Genomic DNA, 16,773 nt, shown 5'->3' on the forward strand with positions numbered 1-16,773 from the left:
TCCAAGGGGAAGCTCATGAAATCCGCCTACCTCGTATTCGTGCGCCGCGCGGCGCTCGCCGTTCCGCTCGCGTTCGCGCTCGCCGGCTGCATGTCGTCGACCCCGGTGTGGGACACCCGCTTCGGCGATTCCGTCCGCGCCGTCACGCAAGCCCAGATCATCGATCCGCATGCCGCCGAACACGCGGCCGCGCGTCCGGGGGTCGACGGCAGTGCCGCCGCGGCCGCACTCGACAACTATGACAAGTCGTTCAAGCAGCCGGAGCCGAAAGGCAACGCGTTCGTGATCGGCATCGGCAAGTCGTCGCAATAAAAGAGGCACGCTCAGGGAGAACGCCATGTCCAGCGCAGCTCGTCATCCGAAACTCACGCGTCGCAGTCGCCGTCGTCAGCAAGGCGCCGTCGCGATCATCGTCGGTCTCTCACTGGCGGTGATGATCGGGTTCGTCGGTCTCGCGCTGGACCTCGGCAAGTTGTACGTCACGCGCAGCGAACTGCAGAACAGCGCGGACGCATGCGCGCTGTCCGCCGCGCGCGACCTGACTTCGGCCATCAGCCTGCAGGTCGCGGAAGCGGACGGCATCGCCGCCGGCCACGCGAATTTCGCGTTCTTTCAACAAAATGCGGTGCAGATGCAGACGGATTCGAACGTCACGTTCAGCGATTCGCTGACCAATCCGTTCCTGACCAAGTCGGCAGTCGCCACGCCGGCGAACATCAAATATGTGAAGTGCACGGCGCAGTTGAGCAACATCGCGCACTGGTTCATCGAGGTGCTCAATACGATTCCCGGCGTGCAGGTCGCGAACGCTGCGCAAGTGTCGGCGAGCGCGATCGCGACGGTCGGCGCCGGCCAGACCACCTGCGCGATCCCGGTGTTCGTGTGCAGCGCCGCGTCCGGCGCGGCGTACAAGGTCGGCGACTGGATCTCGTCGCCGTCCGGTTCGTCGACGACGTACGGGCCCGGCAACTTCGGCTGGGCGGCGCTCGACGGTTCGACCAACGAGACGACCATCGCGAGCGAACTGTCGGGCAACACCTGCAATATCACGTCCCCGCCCGACCTCGGCTCGACCGGCCTGAAGTCAGCGGCGCTGCGCGCATGGAACACCCGCTTCGGCATCTATACGAACGGTGCCAACGGTTCGAGCGGCCAGCCGGACTTCACCGGCTACGCGTACGTCGGCCCGAATTACGGGCCGCCGGGAACGGCCGGCATCCTCGGCGATGCATACACGCAGTTCGTGAAGGATCGCGCGGCGTTCAAACCGTACCAGGGCGATGGCGCACCGCCGGGCGGCAGCGGCATCGCGACCAACGGGACCGCGACGGCCAGCAATTACCAGACGTACGGCGGCGACCGCCGCGTCGCGCTGGCGCCCGAGGGCGACTGCTCGACGCTGTCGGGGGCAAGCGGCAAGGTGCACGTCACGCAGTGGGACTGCGTGCTGATGCTCGATCCGCTGCCGTTCAGCCCGGGCGCGGGCGGGGTCGTCGCGCATCTCGAATATCTCGGCTCGGCATCGTCCGGCAGCACGCCCTGCGCGACGCACGGTTTGCCGGGCAGCGGCAGCTCGGTCGGCCTCAAGGTGCCGATGCTCGTTCAATAGAGGAGACGCGATCATGAAAAGGCTCCCGATCCGCCGTTCGCGCATGCGCGGCGTCGCCGCGGTCGAGTTCGCGCTCGTGCTGATGCCGATGATCGTGCTCGCGACCGGCGTGGCCGAGTTCGGCCGCGCGATCTACCAGTACGAAACGCTGACCAAGTCGACGCGCGACGCGGCGCGTTATCTGTCGGTCTTTCTGCCGACCGACAGCGCGTATCCGCTCGCGGCGGCGCAGTGCCTCGTCGTGTACGGCAACACGACCTGCGGCGCGGCCGGCACCGAGCTGCTGCCAGGGCTCACGACATCGATGGTGATCGTTTGCGATGCTCAGCATTCGACCGATTGCGCGGACGCGTCCGACCCACCGCAATTCGCGAACCTGCCGACCTACGACTCGACCAACAACGCGGCGAGCGGCACGGCGACCGGCAGCATCAACGTCGTCGAGGTGAAGGTGAAGGGCTACAAGTACCAGCCGATTCCGGCCTACCCGGGGCTGTCGTCGATCACCTTCGGCAACATCGTCACCGTGATGAGGCAAGTGTCATGAACGCGCGTCCGTTTCCGCTGTCGCGTCACCGCGCGCAGCGCGGCGCGACGATCGTCGAATTCGCGCTGGTCGCGTCGATCTTGGTGATGCTGCTGATCGGCATCCTCGAACTCGGGCGCGTGCTGTTCTACTGGAACACCGCGAGCGAAGCGCTGCGTCTCGGCGCGCGCACGGCAATCGTCTGCGACGTGAACGCCGCCGGCGTCGTGAAGCGCGTCCGGTCGCTGCTGCCGATCCTGGCGAACGCGAACGTGTCGGTGACCTACACCCCGTCGGGTTGCGACGTGAGCTCCTGCTCGTTCGTCACCCTCAGCGTCACCAACGTCACTGTCAAGACGATGATTCCGATCGCGAACGCCACGCTCACGATGCCGCCGTTCACCACGACGCTGCCGCGGGAAAGCCTGAACTCCTCGACGGGCGGCACCGCCTGTCAATAATCGAACCGACGAGGCACTGTCATGATCAATATCCTCGTAGCTGCCGACGATACGACCCGGCTCACGCAGATCGCGCGGCTGGTCACCGAAAGCGGACACTATCGCGTGACGCGCGCGCATGGCCGACCGTCGCAGATCGAACATCGAACCGACGGGCTCGATTCATTCGATATCCTGCTGATCGACGGCACGGTGACCGACGCGGTCGAGCTGTCGGCAATCGAGCGGATCTGCCGCCTGCATCCGGGCCTGACCGGCATTCTGGTCGCCGCCGATGCGTCGCCGCACGTGCTGCTGGACGCGATGCGAGCCGGCGTGCGCGACGTGCTGCAGTGGCCGATCGATCCGGCCGCGCTGGCGCGCGGCCTCGAACGCGCGGCTGCTCAAAGCACGCGGCGCGACGCCGACGACACGCGGTTCGTTTCGTTCATGTCGTGCAAGGGCGGCACGGGCACGAGCTTCGCCGCCAGCAACGTCGCATACGAGATCGCGGAAGCCTACAAGCGGCGCGTGCTGCTGGTCGATCTCAACCAGCAGTTCGCGGATGCCGCGTTTCTCGTCAGCGACGAGACGCCGCCTTCGACGCTGCCGCAGCTGTGCGCGCAAATCGAGCGGCTGGACGGTGCGTTTCTCGACGCGAGCGTCGCGCACGTGACGCCGACGTTCCACATGCTCGCGGGCGCGGGCGATCCGATCAAGGCGGCGGAGATGCGCGAGGACGCGCTCGAATGGATCCTCGGCGTCGCCGCGCCGCGCTACGACTTCGTGATCTTCGATATCGGCGTCAGCGTCAATCCGCTGTCGATCGTCGCGCTCGATCGCAGCGACCAGATCCAGCTCGTGCTGCAACCCACGATGCCGCACGTGCGTGCGGGCCGCCGTCTGCTGGAGATCCTCGTGTCGCTCGGCTACTCGCCCGACCAGGTGCGGCTCGTGGTGAACCGGATGACGCGTGCCAGCGAACGGACCCGCGCGGCGCTGGAGGAAGTGCTCGGCCTGCGCGCCAGCTGCACGATTCCGGACGATGCCGACACGGTGCGCGAAGCGCTCGATCAGGGCCATCCCGTGTCGCGCGTCGCACGCGGCGCTGCGGTCGCGCGCGCGTTGCAGGCTTGCGCGAAGCAGATCGTCGAAGGAGACGTGCGGGCCAGGCACGGGACCGCCAGCAGCGAACCGTTGATGTCCCGGCTGTTTGGCCGCAAGGCCACGCCGAAGCTCAAGTCCATGTGATCTCTCGGGGAAACCATCATGTCATTGCGCGAACAGATGTCGTTGTATCGGACTCAGCCGCAGGCGGCTGCCACCGAACCGGCTGCGGCGACGCATTCGTCGGTACGCGATGCGTACCAGAAGCTGCGCCGTGAAATCCACCTGGCCGTGCTCGAGCGCGTCGAGCTCGAGCGCCTGTCGCGCCTGCAGCAGGATCAGGTCCGCCAGGAAATCACCGTGCTGATCTCGCGCATCCTCGACGAGGAGCGCATGCCCGCGAACGACATCGAGCGGCGCCAGCTCGCGATCGACATCTACGACGAAATGTTCGGCTTCGGCCCGCTCGAACCGTTGCTGCGCGATCCCGGCATCTCCGACATCCTCGTGAACACGTACCGCCAGGTGTACGTCGAGCGCGGCGGCCAGCTGGAGCTGACCGACGTGACGTTCTACGACGACGCGCATCTGATGAAGGTGATCGAGAAGATCGTGTCGCGGGTCGGGCGCCGCATCGACGAGTCGAGCCCGATGGTCGATGCGCGGCTGCCGGACGGCTCGCGGGTGAATGCGATCATTCCGCCGTCCGCGATCGACGGGCCGCTGATGTCGATTCGGCGCTTCGCGGTCAACCCGCTGAAGATGGAGGACCTGGTGCGCTTCCACAGCCTCACGCCGCCGATGGCCGAACTGCTCGACGCGCTGGCCAAGGCGAAGGTGAACGTGCTCGTGTCGGGCGGCACCGGCAGCGGCAAGACGACGCTGCTCAACATCCTGTCGGGTTTCATTCCGCGATTCGAGCGAATCGTGACGATCGAAGACGCGGCCGAGCTGCAGCTGCAGCAGCCGCACGTGCTGCGCCTCGAGACGCGGCCGCCGAACATCGAGGGCAAGGGCGAGATCACGCAGCGCACGCTCGTGCGCAACGCGCTGCGGATGCGGCCCGATCGGATCATCCTCGGCGAAGTGCGCGGCGCGGAAGCGCTCGACATGCTCAATGCGATGAACACCGGCCACGAAGGGTCGCTCGCGACGATCCACGCGAACACGCCGCGCGATGCGCTGACGCGGCTCGAAAACATGATCAGCGTCGGCGGCCTGACGCTGCCGCCGAAGACGATGCGCCAGCAGATCGCGTCGGCGATCTCGGTGGTCGTGCAGGCGACGCGGCTCACCGACGGCAAGCGCAAGATCGTCAGCATTCAGGAGCTGACTGGGATGGAAGGCGAAATCATCAACATGCAGGAGATCTTCACGTTCAAGCGTACGGGGGTGGACCGCGACGGCACGGTGCGCGGGCACTTCTGCGCGACCGGCGTGCGGCCGAAGTTCGCCGAGCGGCTGCAGGCCTTCGGCATCGACTTGCCGGATTCGCTGTACGACCCGTCCCGGCACTACGAGACGAACTGACGGACGGCCGCGGTCCGATCCCGGGGAGGCGACATGGACTCGATCTTTTACGGTTTTGTGATTCTCACGTTCGTCGCGGTCGTGCTCGCGATCGAAGGCGCCTATCAATGGTGGAACGCGCGCCATGGCGCGGCCGCGCGCCGGATCGAGTCGCGGCTGCGCGCGATGTCGGCCGGCGGCAACGTGCAGCAGGAGCGGCTGTCGATCCTCAAGAAGCGGATGCTCGACGAGTCGAAGCCGCTCGACCGGCTGCTGCTGCGCGTGCCGCGCGTACAGGCGATCGACCTGCTGCTGCAGCAGTCCGGGCTCGACTGGAGCGTCTCGAAGCTGGTGACGCTGAGCGTCGCGTTTCCGGTGGCGATCGCGCTGATCCTGTGCGTCACCCCGTTGCCGATGATCGTTGCGCTGATCGCTGCACTGCTGAGCGGATGCTTGCCGACGATGTACGTGCTGCGCCATCGCAACCGGCGAATGGCCAAGCTGCATCGGCAATTGCCGGACATCTGCGACATGATCGCGCGGGCGTTGCGTTCCGGTCATTCGTTCACGAGTGCGCTGGGGATGGTCGGCGAGGAGTTTCCCGACCCGATGGGCGGCGAGTTCCGGATCACCTTCGACGAGATCAACTACGGCGTGTCGCTGCACGACGCGTTGGTGAACCTCGCGACCCGCGTGCCGGCAGACGACTTGCGCTACTTCGTGATCGCGGTGCTGATCCAGCGCGAGACCGGCGGCAATCTCGCGGAACTGCTGGACAACATCGCCGCGCTGATTCGCGAGCGCTTCAAGCTGTTCGACAAGATTCGCGTGCTGTCGGCGGAAGGGCGGCTGTCCGCGTGGATCCTCGGCCTGCTGCCGTTCGCTACCGCGTCGCTCATGGCCATCGTGAACCGCGAGTTTCTGTCCGTGCTGTGGACGGACCCTGCGGGAGTCAAGATGATCGGCACGATGCTGGTGTCGATGGCCTTCGGTCTCGTCTGGATGCGCCGCATCATCAGGATTCGCGTCTGACGCGTGTGTCACAGGCTTCACGAACCGTTTCGAGGTTGTCATGCAAAACCTGAGCGTAGTACACACCGTGATGCTGGCCGGCTTGTTCATCTTCGTGGCCGGTGGCGTGCTCGTCGCGATGCTGCTGTTCGCGCCGCGCAGCATGCAGCGCCGGCTGCAGCAGGCAAGCGGGGCGAGCGGCGGTATCGGGATCGGCGCGGACGGCGGGGACGCGGGCCCGCACTGGGTCGAGAAGCTCGTCGAGCTGTCCAGGCCGATTTCCAGGCTGTCGCTACCGGAGGAGGGCTGGGAGAATTCGCCGCTGCGCCTGCGGTTGATGAATGCCGGATGGCGCGATGCGAACGCGGCCGCGCTGTATTTCACCGCGAAGACGCTGCTCGCGCTCGCGCTGCCGTGCGCCGCGCTACTGATGCTGATCACGACGCGCGTCGCGGAACAGCGCATGCTGTTGTCGGCCATCCTCGTCGCGCTGGCCGGGATCGGCTACTACCTGCCGAACTTCGTGCTGGCGCGGCGTGTCGCCGCGCGCCAGCGGACGATCTTCGAGGACTTTCCTGACGCACTCGACCTGCTTACGGTGTGTGTCGAAGCGGGGCTCGGACTGGACGCGGCATTGATGAAGGTGAGCGACGAATTGCGCTTTCGCAGCGAGGTGGTCGCGGGCGAGTTCGACCTGCTGCTGCTCGAGATGCGTTCCGGCTTCACCAAGGAAACGGCGCTGCGCAATCTCGCGCTGCGGACGGGCGTCGAGGATATCGAGTCCTTTTGCGCGATGCTGATCCAGGCAGATCGTTTCGGCACGAGCATCGCCGAATCGCTGCGCGTGCTGTCGGACATGCTGCGCACGCGGCGGCAGATGCGGGCCGAGGAACGGGCCGCGAAGATCGCGCTGAAGCTGCTGTTTCCGCTGATCTTCTGCATCTTCCCGGCACTGATGTGCGTGTTGCTCGGGCCGGCGATGATCCATGTGTATCGCGTGTTGTTGCCGACGTTCACCAGTATCGGGCAGTGAACTCGAGAGCGGGACGTCGCGTGCGACGAATTCGCGTGCCGGCCGGGCCGCAGCGCCGTGGCCGGCACGATCAAGGTCTTCATGGGAGGCTCCTCCTCCCCCCCGGGCGGCGTCGCGAGACAGGTCGATCATAGCGGCGTCAATGCAACCCGGACCCATGGTCGACCCTGGACGCAGCCGTAGTCCACTGCCCGCGCGGGTGGCCCCCTACGGCTAACTTCGAACGCAGTCGCGGCGGTTCGCTACCGGTGCAAACGGCATCGTTTCCCGGTGTCGATTACCCACTTGCCGGCGCTCGGACGTGCCGCCGAAGACCGATCCGAAGTGCAGTTTCGCACCGGCGGCACAGGCCGTGCAGGCCGCGAAATGGGCGAGGCCGCGCCGGGCCGTCATGGCCGTCCCTCGCTCGGCACATCGCCCGCCTTGCCGAGCTCGCCCATGATGATCCGCGCGATCTTGTTGGCCGGTGCGAGTCCGTTCGGCCCGGCGGCCGTGTTCGCCCATGTGACGATCGTCGTCTTCGTCACCGGGTCGTAGCCCGCGAACGTATTGAAACCGGGTATTTCGCCGGTGTGCCCATAGAACGTGCCGAACTTCGCGAGCCCCATGCAGTAGCTCGCCGATGCCGGATCCGACGGATCGGTCGGCGTGCAGCTCGCGAGCCGCTGTGCCTGCAGGTCGGCGTTCAGATAGCCGCCGCCGACCATCCGCTGCACGTATGCGGCCAGCTCGGTCACGGTCGAAATGCCCGAGCCGGCGGTCCATGCCCACGACGTATTGACGGTCGTCACGTCGGTCGGCTGCAGCGTGCCGTTCTGCGCGGCCGCCTGTCGTGCCGGCGACAGTTCGTCGCTGTCGATCGTCTCGGTATTGGTGCCCCACTGGTAACCGCGCGGCGCCGGCGCCGGCAGCGCCGTGTTGTCCTGCGGCGGCAGCGTGGTCTCGGTCAGGCCGAGCGGCGCGAACAGGCGCGTCCGGATCGCATCGGCGGCGCTCATGCCGGTGAGCTGCTCGATGATCCGACCGAGCAGCACCGTATTCGTGTTCGAGTAGCGAAAGCCCGCGCCCGGCGCGAAATAGACGGGCTGGCTCTCGGCGATGCCCAACAGTTCGTCGATGGTCCACAGCTTGTTCGGCTGCGCATCGAGCGTCTGGTTGAACGCGAGACTCGTCGAGTAGTTGTAGAGGCCGCTGCGCATCGTCAGCAGCTGCTCGATCGTGATCGAATCGCCGTTGGGCACGTTCGCGACGTACTGGCTCACGTGGTCGGTCAGCTTCAGCCGGCCTTCCTGCACGAGTTGCAGAATGACCGTGCCCGTCCACGTCTTCGTGACGCTGCCGATGCGGAAATGCGCGTTCGTCGGGATCGGCGCGTGGGTGCCGCGCACGGCCGTGCCGAACGACGCGAGCCAGTTGCCGTGCGGCGACTGCACATAAACGACCGCGCCGGGCGCCATCGTGTCCGCCAGCACCGCATCGATCTGCGGGCGCGCCTGCGTCGCGTAGGCCGGTTCGCCGGAATCGAGCGAACTGTCGCCGCCGCAGGCCGAGACCGCGATGCCGACGGCCAGCGCCGGCGCAACCGCCGCCACGCGATGCATCAGCCGCTTCGCGGCGCGCGGGAAAAGCCGGGGAAGAGCAGAAGTCGTCATCGCGTGTTCCGTTCCTGTTCGTGATGCGTTGGCCGCCTTGCATCTCAAGAACTATAGGACACGCGTCCACGCGCGGATGGCGTACATCGCATTCACCAGACGATACCGTCCGTGACGCCGGCCGGCTCGCGCATCACTGAAAGTGATGCACGTAGCGCAGCACCATCCGCGTGCCCTGCGGCCGGTTGCGCGCATGGACCTCGAAGTACGCGTTGAACATCAGATGATCCTGCGGCGAGAAGCTGTACATCGCGCCCGGGCCGATCGCGAGCACGGCTTCGCGCGTACCGGATACGTGCTGGCCGTTCACCTTCATGTCGGTGGTCTGCCGCAGCCAGTAGCCGTTCAGGCCCAGCCGCAGCCCGGGCCGCACTTCGTACTCGGTCGCGAAGTTCGCATGGACGGCCTGACCGGCCTGCGTCGACGTCACGTCGGGTCCGAGCGCGGCGGCCGGCTCGTGATTGGTCGCATTCCACAGATAGTGCAGCCGCCACGACACGGTCCACTTCGGCGTGACCCAGAACGTCGCAGCCCAGTACGGATCGAACGACCAGAAGTGGCTGCCGGGGTTGATCGCGCGCGCCGGATCGTACGCGCCGGTCGGCGCGATGAACTGGAATTCCAGCCGCTGCGCGAAGCGCGGCCCGTGCGCGCCCATCACCGGATCGAACTGGATGAACGGGCCGACGAGCAGGTCGCCGAACCCGGGCCGCGAATTCAGCGCGACGTTGCCGATTCCATCGTTCGTATGCACGGCCGCCACCCACGGCAGGATCACGTCGAGCCCCGGATGCATGCCGCCGAACGTCAGCGGCGACTGATAGACGAGCTGGCTCAGCCCGGCGAACAGGTCGATGTCCTGCTTCGGCAACCCGACCTTGTTGCCGGCATTGTCGTTGACGCGGCCGGCCGTGTAGTACTCGAGATACTGCGTGCCGTACCAGCCGGAGCCGGCCGGCGGCAGCCCGTCGAGGAAACTGGTCATCCCGAGGTTGACCGACGGCAGGTCGGTTGCGCGGGCCGGCGTGTGGCCGGCCAGCCCGGCGAACACGAGGCCTGCGATCGCAAGCAGGCGAGAGCCGCATTTCATCATCACCATCTCCTGAATCGTTATTCGTATGACTAATCAAGCGGCTCAGCAAAGATCCGGGTGAGCCGAGATCGCGCGATACTGGCCGGCATGAAACACGAGCGGCGCGCGCCCGAACGTGTCGAATTGCTCGATCTCGCCGATGAACAGCAGATGGTCGCCGCCTTCGTAATGGCCGATGTTGCGGCACACGAAGCGTGCGCTGGATCCGTCGAGGCACGGCACGCCGCCTGCGTCGGCATCGACGTGCGGCACGCCGTCGAACTTGTCGGCGGCGGGCGTCGCGAAGCGGCGCGACAGCTCGATCTGGTCGTGCGCGAGGATATTGATCGCGAAGTGCGTGGCCGCGACGAAATCGGGGCGGCTCGGCGCGACCTTGCGCAGGCTCCACAGCACGAGCGGCGGGTCGAGCGACAGCGACGAAAACGAATTGGCGGTGAGGCCGACCTTGCGCCCGTCCTGCGAGCGCGTGGTGATCACGGTGACGCCGGTCGGAAACTGTCCGAATGCGGCACGCAATTGCAGCGGGTCGACCGCGGGGCGGCAGGCAGCGGTGGGTTCCATGGCGCTTACTCCGAGCGTGCGGCGTGTTCGCGGATCAGCGCCGCACAGGCAGATGGATCGAACCACCACGGCGAGAATTCGCGCGGATCGTCGAAGCCGTTGACGATCGTCGACGCGAGCGAAGGCAACTGGCCGGCGGCGCCGAGCAGTTCGAGGATATGCGGCGGCGGCGGGGTGAGCAGCGAGTTGGTCCAGCGCACGACGTGCTGCGCATAGGCCCAGTAGCGTTCGAACGTGTCGTGCATCCAGCGTTCGTCGAACGGCTCGGCTTCGCGCGCGAGGATCGCGTCGCCGTACACCTTCGCGCATTTCGCCGCATTGTTCGAGCCCTGGCCGGTGATCGGATCGTTGACGACCACCGCATCGGCCATGCCGAACACGGTGCGGCCCGACGGCAGGCGGAACGACGGCTTGCGCACGGTCGGCGTGAAGCGGCCGGACAGCGTGCCGTTCGGATCGGTGAGCTCGACGTCGCGGCAGCGCTCGAATTCCCACGGCACGTACTGCTGCAAAAAGGACAGGCTGCGGTCGAGATGCTGTTCGGGCGTCTTCACGTCGGCCCAGCAGTCGAGCGGGCCGCCGGGGATCCCTTCGAACACCATGATTTCGCACGGGCCGGTGGTGGTCAGCGCGGGAAACACGAAGTATTCGCCGATGCCCGGCAGCAGGTTGAAGCGCACGCGCGAATACGGCTGGCTCGGCGTCATGCCTTTCACGTACGTGAGGGCGAGCGCGCGCTGCGGGCGTTCGAACGCGCTGCGCGCGTCGTCGCGGCCGAGCAGGTTCACGATTTCCCCCTTGCCGGCCGCGAGCAGCACGAGATCGTGGCTGTGCGCGAGGTCCTCGAGCTCGGGCACGCCGACATCGCAGATGCGCACGTCCGCGCCGCGACGGCGGATCGCATCGAGCCAGTCGGCCATCTTCACGCGCTGATCGACCGATTGCGCGTAGCGGGTCAGGCGCGACGACCAGTCGATCGCCTTTTGGCCGCCGCCGTCCGGATGCGGCACCGCGATGCCGATGCCTTCGACCGACGGACACGCTTCTTCCCACGCGTTCAGGCCGAGATCGCGCTCGATCTGCAGCGCGGTATGAAACATGCACTGGCTCGACATGACCTTGCCGGTGCGGATCTGCTCCGCATCGCGATTGGTCGCGAGCGTGACGTGATAGCCCTGGTCGAGCAGCGTGAAGGCGAGTTGCAGGCCGGACTGGCCGGCGCCGACGATGGCGATGCGTTTCATGATGAAATCCTTGGTAGAACGAATGAATCGGGTCGGGCGATGTGCCGGCGGAAACGACGTGCGGCTACTCGGCCAGGCGCGGAATCGCGGGCACTGCCTGTTCGGGGCCCATCGCGGAATAGCCGCCGTCGACCGCGTAGTCGGCGCCCGTCACGAAGCTCGCCGCATCGCTGCACAGGAACGTGACGACCTGCGCGACCTCCGCCGGATCGCCGACACGGCCGAGCAGATGAAACGGCGCGGCCACGCGATCGGTCTTCGCGCGATCGCCGTGCGTCAGTTCGTCCATCACGCGCGACCACGTCCATCCCGGCGACACCGAGTTCACGCGGATCCGGTCGGCGGCGAGATCCATCGCCATGCTGCGCGTGAGCTGGCGCATCGCGGCCTTTGAGGTCGGGTAGAGCCAGCGGCCCGTTTGCGCGCATTGCGCGGAGATCGAACTGAAGTTCACGATCGCGCCGCCGCCGCGCCGTGCGAGGTGCGGCCGGACGGCCTTGACCAGCATCGCGGCCGACACGACGTTCACGTCCATCGCCGCGAGCCAGTCGTTGCGGGTGGCCTGGATGCCGTTGTCGACGTAGCTGCAGGCGAGATTGATCAGCAGGTCGATCGCGCCGAAGCGTTCGTCGACGGCCGACACCGCCCGTTCGATCGCGCGATCGTCGGTGATGTCGGTCGCGATGAACATCGCGCGTTCGCCGAGCGTGTCGGCGACGCGCGCGCCGTTCTCCGCATCGAGATCGACAATCGCGACGCTTGCGCCGGCGCGGTTCAGGTCCTGCGCGACGGCCGCGCCGATCAGCGTGGCGCCGCCGGTGACGATCGCGACTTTGCCAGCAAGGGAAGTCATGGGGTGTCTCCTGACGTGGTTGAATGAAGGCGGCGCGCGCTCGACGCGCGCGCGCCGTATCCGGCGATTACGCGCTGTCGTGCCAGCGCTGCATCAGCGTGTTCGACGGCACGGTTTCGTCGAGCAGCTTGCGCGCCGTCTCGACGCCGGCGACGGGCAGCCCGGCCGCGTCGAGCAGCCCGATCTGCACGAGCACGCTCGCCTGGTCCCAGTAGATGTGTTCGTGATACAGCTTGTCGCCGCGGAACTTGACGATCGCGACGAGCGGGATCTCGACGCGCTTGCCGGTCGGCGCAACGCCGGGCAGCATCCAGTCGATCTCGGTCGTGTGCGTGAAGCAGAACAGCAGCTCGTCGACGATCTGGCTCGCGCCGACCGTGCGCGAGATCGGCGTGATCGTCGTGTCCGGCGGGTTCGCATGCACGAAGTGGTGCGTGTAGAAACGCTTGAGCTCGTCGTAGCCGACACCGCCCGTCAGCGTCGGAATATGGTTCACGTACGGCTGCGCGACCATCGTGTCCATCGTCGCGTCGACGTTGCGCGTGTCGAATTCGTGCCGCAGATGTTCTTCCCACAGCGTGGACAGATCGTAGTGCGGACCGAGCGCCGTGCGGAATGCGGCGATCGCGCGCTGGTGCGCCATCACCGCGGCTGCCTTGTCGAAGTGATCGCCGCCGAGGCGCGCGAACGCGTGGTCGACGCCCGGGTATACGTACACTTCGACGCCCTCGCGCGCCGCCAGCGCCGCGGTAATGCGCTGCTGCGCGTCGGGCGGGCAGAAGCGGTCCTGCGCGGGGATCTGCAGCACCAGGCGGCCATGCAGATGCGCGGCTTCGTCGAGCGCATGCTCGATCCCGACGCCGTAATAGCTGACGGCGGCGGCCACGTCCGGCAGCCGGCATGCGGCGAGATACGCGAGCTTGCCGCCGAGGCAGAAGCCGAGCACGCCTGCCTTGCCCGTGCATTCCGGCCGTTGCGTCAGCACGGCCAGCGCGGCGGCGATGTCGTCGACGCCTTTGTTTTCGTCGTACTCGCGGTACAGCGCCATCGCGCGTTCGAAGTCGGCCGCGGTGTAGCCGAGCTCGATGCCGGGCGCCTGCCGCCAGAACAGGTCGGGCACGAGCACCGTATAGCCTTCTTCCGCGTAATAGTCGGCCACGTCGCGCATCGTCGCGTTCGCGCCGAAGATCTCGTGACACAGCACGATGCCGGGCCCCGTGCCAACGGCCGGCGTGCTCAGGTAAGCGCGAAACGCGCCGCCATCCGGCGACGGGATCTCGATGTGTCGTCCTTTCATGTGTCCCTCCATTTTGTTCGTGGCTTGCATGGGCCCAGTATTGGCGGACGAAACGCGCGCTTCTATCCGCTTTCTTCGGCCGGTATCCGCGAATTCCGGAAACCTGCTGACCGGCCGGCCGCGCCGGGCCCGGAACGCGGTGCACTGCGGGTATGTGCGGATACGGAAGGCCCGCGCAGTTTTCTACGATGCGCGAACGGTCCGCTTCTTGCATGAGGTGCGCAGCGCTCGCGTAGTGTAACGACGCGGATTGTCCGGATCGTCCGGACGCTATCCGGATCGTGCGACCGGAGTGTCCGGGATCGGGAACGCGTGCACCGCGCAAGTGCGATCGAGCACGACGGGAGAACTTCGATGGGGCAATTTTCCGGAACCGGCTGGCTGGGCGACGCCGCCTGTTTCAATCGCGACACGCTGCTGCTGCAGTCGAACGATCTCGACGAAGTGCGTGCGCGCGTGGCCGAAGTGTTCAAGCCGCATCGACTCGCGCTGACCGGCGATTCGCACGCGCTGCACAGCTGCATGCATCATGCGCGCTGGGGCAACCTGTCGCTGAATCTGCTCGACTACGGCGGCGAAGTGTCGATCGAACCGGGGCCGCTCGAGCATTTCTATCTGCTGCAGATTCCGCTGCGCGGCGACGCCGAGATCGAATGCGGAGGGACACGCTTCGTGTCGTCGCCCGACACCGCGTCGCTGCTGTCCCCGACGCTGCCGCTGCGCATGCGGTGGGGCGAAGCGTGTCCGCAAGCGGTCCTGCGCATCGAGCGTGACGTGATGGAGCGGCATGCGCAGCGGCATTTCGGCGACGACCGGCGCATGCCGGTGGAGTTCGAGCCCGCGTTCAGCGTGGCATCGCCGCAGGGCGCATGCCTCACGCAGATGCTGCCGATGCTGGCCGACGCGATCGCGACCGACGGGCATCCGCTGCGTCATCCGCTCGCGTTCGAGCAGCTCGAATCGACGCTGCTCAATCTGCTGCTGTACGGCCACCCGAACACCGCACGCAATCGCACGCGCCCCGCGCCGATGCCGCTGGCGCCGTTCTATGTACGCCGCGTCGAGGAATACATCCGTGCGCACGTCGACGAGCCGCTGACGATCGAACGGCTCGCCGACCTCGCGGGCGTCAGCCCGAGCACGCTGTTCGCCGGGTTCCGCAATCGTCACGGCGTGACGCCGATGGCGTTCGTGCGCCAGTTGCGGCTGCAACATGTGCGCGACGAGCTGCTCGACGACGCGACGCCGGCGCTCGCGTCGGTGACCGACATCGCGCTGAAATGGGGCTTCGCGCACCTCGGGCGATTCGCGATCGACTACAAGCGCGCGTTCGGGGAATCGCCGTCGGCGACGCTCAGGATGCGACGCGTGCGGGGCTGACTACTGTCCGCAGTCTCGCACATGCGTGACATGCGAGCTTGACGTGCGTCATGAACGCGGACGATGCCACTGCGCCGCGTAGGGGCACGCCCACATCTCGCGCATCGCGGGTCTAGGATGAATGACGTCATCCTCGATTACCGGAGCGCGCATGAAAATCAGCGAACCGATGCGGGCGCCTTCAGCGCCCGATACGCTGCCGTTGCTGCAGCTTGGACTGCGGCCGTTCTATCTGACCGGCGCGCTGTTTGCTGCCATTGCCGTCGCGATGTGGCTCGCGGCCTGGCACGGTGAACCCGTCGCCGGGCATGCCGGTGCGATGACCGGGCTCATGTGGCACGTACACGAAATGATCTTCGGCTTCGTCGCCGCGATCGTCGTCGGCTTCCTGCTCACCGCCACGCGTGCATGGACCGCACGCGAAACGCTGCGCGGCCCGGCGCTCGCCGCGTTGTGGCTGCTTTGGCTCGCGGGGCGCGTGCTCGTGTGGTCCGGGCCGGCGATGCTCGCCGCCATCGTCGATGCGCTGTTCCTGCCGCTGACCGCGGTCGTGCTGCTGCGCGTGCTGATCGCCGCGAAGAACCGGCACAAGGTGTTCCTGCCGGTTGCGTTGCTGCTGTTCGGCGCGCTGAATGCGCTGTTTCATGCCTCCGTGATGACGGGGCGGGCCGATGTTGCGTTGCGTGCGGCCTATGCGGCGACGGGGCTCGTCGTGTTCTTCGTCGCGGTGATCACCGGCCGCATCGTGCCGATGTTCACGACGAACGCGATACCGGGGTTCACGATCCGCCGCTTCAGGATCGTGGACGCGCTCGCGGCACCCGCGGTCGCGGTGACGCTGTTCGCCGATGCGCTTGGCGCGCCCGATACGCTGCTGATCGTCGCCGCACTTGCGACGGCCGTGCTGCATGCATGGCGTCTCGCCGGCTGGCATTCGTGGCGCGTCGGCAACCGGCCGATCGTGTGGATCCTGCACGTGTCGTGTCTGTGGCTTCCGGTCGGCTTCGTGCTGCTCGCGCTGTCGTTCGCGGGCGTCGTCGCACACTCGCTTGCCGTGCATGCGTTGACCGTCGGCGCAATCGGCGGCGCGATCATCGCGATGATCACCCGCACCGCGCTCGGTCACACGGGCCGCATGCTCGTCGCCGGTCCGTGGGAGCAGCTGTGTTACTGGCTGGTGATCGCCGCGGCAGTCCTGCGCGTGTTCGGGCCGCTGATTCCCGGCGTGCCTTATCCGGTGTGGCTCGATGCGTCGGGCGCGTGCTGGATCGTCGCGTTCGTCGCGTACACGGTTCACTACGCGCCGATCCTGATGTCGCCGCGTGCGGATGGTCGTCGGGATTGACGCCCGCGCGCCGGTGCGGGACGGTTGCCGCGAGCAGATGGAGCCGTGCGGGAGCGGCTGGGTGGGCCGCACGACATGAGGGCGACCGTTGCCGGTCGGATGGCGGAGATTCG

The 16,773-nt window shown here is 66.9% G+C and carries 16 protein-coding genes; 10 read left to right on the forward strand and 6 right to left on the reverse strand.

Annotated elements, in window-relative coordinates; all coding sequences use genetic code 11:
- The first annotated feature begins 15 nt into the window (after positions 1 to 15).
- Genes Q3A80_RS29730 through Q3A80_RS29765 form a run of 8 tightly spaced genes read left to right on the forward strand, consistent with a single transcriptional unit; the run spans position 16 to position 7,235 of the window.
- The gene (locus tag Q3A80_RS29730) at positions 16 to 312 is read left to right on the forward strand and encodes a hypothetical protein (RefSeq protein ID WP_446332361.1); all 297 of its coding nucleotides are present in this window, start codon (positions 16 to 18) and stop codon (positions 310 to 312) included.
- 25 nt (positions 313 to 337) lie between these two features.
- On the forward strand, positions 338 to 1,609 hold the full coding sequence (locus tag Q3A80_RS29735; RefSeq protein ID WP_446332362.1) for a pilus assembly protein TadG-related protein: 1,272 nt from the start codon (positions 338 to 340) through the stop codon (positions 1,607 to 1,609).
- Positions 1,610 to 1,622: 13 nt separating this feature from the next.
- The gene (locus Q3A80_RS29740; RefSeq protein WP_446332363.1) at positions 1,623 to 2,156 is read left to right on the forward strand and encodes a TadE/TadG family type IV pilus assembly protein; all 534 of its coding nucleotides are present in this window, start codon (positions 1,623 to 1,625) and stop codon (positions 2,154 to 2,156) included.
- The gene (locus Q3A80_RS29745) at positions 2,153 to 2,596 is read left to right on the forward strand and encodes a TadE/TadG family type IV pilus assembly protein (protein ID WP_446332364.1); all 444 of its coding nucleotides are present in this window, start codon (positions 2,153 to 2,155) and stop codon (positions 2,594 to 2,596) included. The genes Q3A80_RS29740 and Q3A80_RS29745 overlap by 4 nt, the downstream gene beginning before the upstream one ends.
- 21 nt (positions 2,597 to 2,617) lie before the next feature.
- On the forward strand, positions 2,618 to 3,826 hold the full coding sequence (locus Q3A80_RS29750; RefSeq protein ID WP_446332365.1) for an AAA family ATPase: 1,209 nt from the start codon (positions 2,618 to 2,620) through the stop codon (positions 3,824 to 3,826).
- 18 nt (positions 3,827 to 3,844) lie between these two features.
- A complete protein-coding gene (locus Q3A80_RS29755) occupies positions 3,845 to 5,212 on the forward strand; it encodes a CpaF family protein (RefSeq protein WP_446332366.1) in 1,368 nt (455 codons plus the stop codon).
- 33 nt (positions 5,213 to 5,245) lie between these two features.
- A complete protein-coding gene (locus tag Q3A80_RS29760) occupies positions 5,246 to 6,223 on the forward strand; it encodes a type II secretion system F family protein (RefSeq protein WP_446332367.1) in 978 nt (325 codons plus the stop codon).
- 40 nt (positions 6,224 to 6,263) lie between these two features.
- Positions 6,264 to 7,235, forward strand: a complete 972-nt coding sequence (locus tag Q3A80_RS29765) for a type II secretion system F family protein (RefSeq protein WP_446332368.1) — start codon at positions 6,264 to 6,266, stop codon at positions 7,233 to 7,235.
- 389 nt (positions 7,236 to 7,624) lie between these two features.
- Here Q3A80_RS29765 and Q3A80_RS29770 read toward each other — a convergent pair whose 3' ends face one another.
- The 6 genes from Q3A80_RS29770 to Q3A80_RS29795 all read right to left on the reverse strand — a co-directional run bounded on the left by Q3A80_RS29770 (position 7,625) and on the right by Q3A80_RS29795 (position 13,935).
- On the reverse strand, positions 7,625 to 8,887 hold the full coding sequence (locus tag Q3A80_RS29770; RefSeq protein WP_446332369.1) for a serine hydrolase domain-containing protein: 1,263 nt from the start codon (positions 8,885 to 8,887) through the stop codon (positions 7,625 to 7,627).
- A 133-nt stretch (positions 8,888 to 9,020) separates the two neighbouring features.
- On the reverse strand, positions 9,021 to 9,980 hold the full coding sequence (locus tag Q3A80_RS29775) for a SphA family protein (RefSeq protein ID WP_446332370.1): 960 nt from the start codon (positions 9,978 to 9,980) through the stop codon (positions 9,021 to 9,023).
- A 42-nt stretch (positions 9,981 to 10,022) separates the two neighbouring features.
- Positions 10,023 to 10,541, reverse strand: a complete 519-nt coding sequence (locus Q3A80_RS29780) for a flavin reductase family protein (protein ID WP_446332371.1) — start codon at positions 10,539 to 10,541, stop codon at positions 10,023 to 10,025.
- A 5-nt stretch (positions 10,542 to 10,546) separates the two neighbouring features.
- On the reverse strand, positions 10,547 to 11,785 hold the full coding sequence (locus Q3A80_RS29785; protein ID WP_446332372.1) for a styrene monooxygenase/indole monooxygenase family protein: 1,239 nt from the start codon (positions 11,783 to 11,785) through the stop codon (positions 10,547 to 10,549).
- A gap of 64 nt (positions 11,786 to 11,849) precedes the next feature.
- A complete protein-coding gene (locus tag Q3A80_RS29790; protein WP_446332373.1) occupies positions 11,850 to 12,638 on the reverse strand; it encodes an SDR family oxidoreductase in 789 nt (262 codons plus the stop codon).
- 67 nt (positions 12,639 to 12,705) lie between these two features.
- Positions 12,706 to 13,935 carry a dienelactone hydrolase family protein gene (locus Q3A80_RS29795; RefSeq protein WP_446332374.1) on the reverse strand — a complete coding sequence of 410 codons (1,230 nt, stop codon included), beginning with the start codon at positions 13,933 to 13,935 and terminating at the stop codon, positions 12,706 to 12,708.
- A 354-nt stretch (positions 13,936 to 14,289) separates the two neighbouring features.
- Between Q3A80_RS29795 and Q3A80_RS29800 the strand changes: the two genes are divergently transcribed.
- A complete protein-coding gene (locus Q3A80_RS29800; protein ID WP_446332375.1) occupies positions 14,290 to 15,315 on the forward strand; it encodes an AraC family transcriptional regulator in 1,026 nt (341 codons plus the stop codon).
- 151 nt (positions 15,316 to 15,466) lie between these two features.
- Positions 15,467 to 16,660, forward strand: coding sequence for an NnrS family protein (locus Q3A80_RS29805; RefSeq protein WP_446332376.1), 1,194 nt, complete (start codon positions 15,467 to 15,469; stop codon positions 16,658 to 16,660).
- Positions 16,661 to 16,773 lie beyond the last annotated feature (113 nt).

The organism is Burkholderia sp. SR8 (assembly GCF_052851275.1).

Excerpts from the sequence above, each read along its gene's own strand:
- Q3A80_RS29790 (WP_446332373.1), bottom strand. The coding sequence starts at position 12,638 with ATGACTTCCCTTGCTGGCAAAGTCGCGATCGTCACCGGCGGCGCCACG.
- Q3A80_RS29800 (WP_446332375.1), top strand. The coding sequence starts at position 14,290 with ATGGGGCAATTTTCCGGAACCGGCTGGCTGGGCGACGCCGCCTGTTTC.
- Q3A80_RS29745 (WP_446332364.1), top strand. The coding sequence starts at position 2,153 with ATGAACGCGCGTCCGTTTCCGCTGTCGCGTCACCGCGCGCAGCGCGGC.
- Q3A80_RS29735 (WP_446332362.1), top strand. The coding sequence starts at position 338 with ATGTCCAGCGCAGCTCGTCATCCGAAACTCACGCGTCGCAGTCGCCGT.
- Q3A80_RS29740 (WP_446332363.1), top strand. The coding sequence starts at position 1,623 with ATGAAAAGGCTCCCGATCCGCCGTTCGCGCATGCGCGGCGTCGCCGCG.
- Q3A80_RS29750 (WP_446332365.1), top strand. The coding sequence starts at position 2,618 with ATGATCAATATCCTCGTAGCTGCCGACGATACGACCCGGCTCACGCAG.
- Q3A80_RS29755 (WP_446332366.1), top strand. The coding sequence starts at position 3,845 with ATGTCATTGCGCGAACAGATGTCGTTGTATCGGACTCAGCCGCAGGCG.
- Q3A80_RS29780 (WP_446332371.1), bottom strand. The coding sequence starts at position 10,541 with ATGGAACCCACCGCTGCCTGCCGCCCCGCGGTCGACCCGCTGCAATTG.
- Q3A80_RS29785 (WP_446332372.1), bottom strand. The coding sequence starts at position 11,785 with ATGAAACGCATCGCCATCGTCGGCGCCGGCCAGTCCGGCCTGCAACTC.
- Q3A80_RS29765 (WP_446332368.1), top strand. The coding sequence starts at position 6,264 with ATGCAAAACCTGAGCGTAGTACACACCGTGATGCTGGCCGGCTTGTTC.
- Q3A80_RS29805 (WP_446332376.1), top strand. The coding sequence starts at position 15,467 with ATGAAAATCAGCGAACCGATGCGGGCGCCTTCAGCGCCCGATACGCTG.
- Q3A80_RS29730 (WP_446332361.1), top strand. The coding sequence starts at position 16 with ATGAAATCCGCCTACCTCGTATTCGTGCGCCGCGCGGCGCTCGCCGTT.
- Q3A80_RS29760 (WP_446332367.1), top strand. The coding sequence starts at position 5,246 with ATGGACTCGATCTTTTACGGTTTTGTGATTCTCACGTTCGTCGCGGTC.
- Q3A80_RS29775 (WP_446332370.1), bottom strand. The coding sequence starts at position 9,980 with ATGATGAAATGCGGCTCTCGCCTGCTTGCGATCGCAGGCCTCGTGTTC.
- Q3A80_RS29795 (WP_446332374.1), bottom strand. The coding sequence starts at position 13,935 with ATGAAAGGACGACACATCGAGATCCCGTCGCCGGATGGCGGCGCGTTT.
- Q3A80_RS29770 (WP_446332369.1), bottom strand. The coding sequence starts at position 8,887 with ATGACGACTTCTGCTCTTCCCCGGCTTTTCCCGCGCGCCGCGAAGCGG.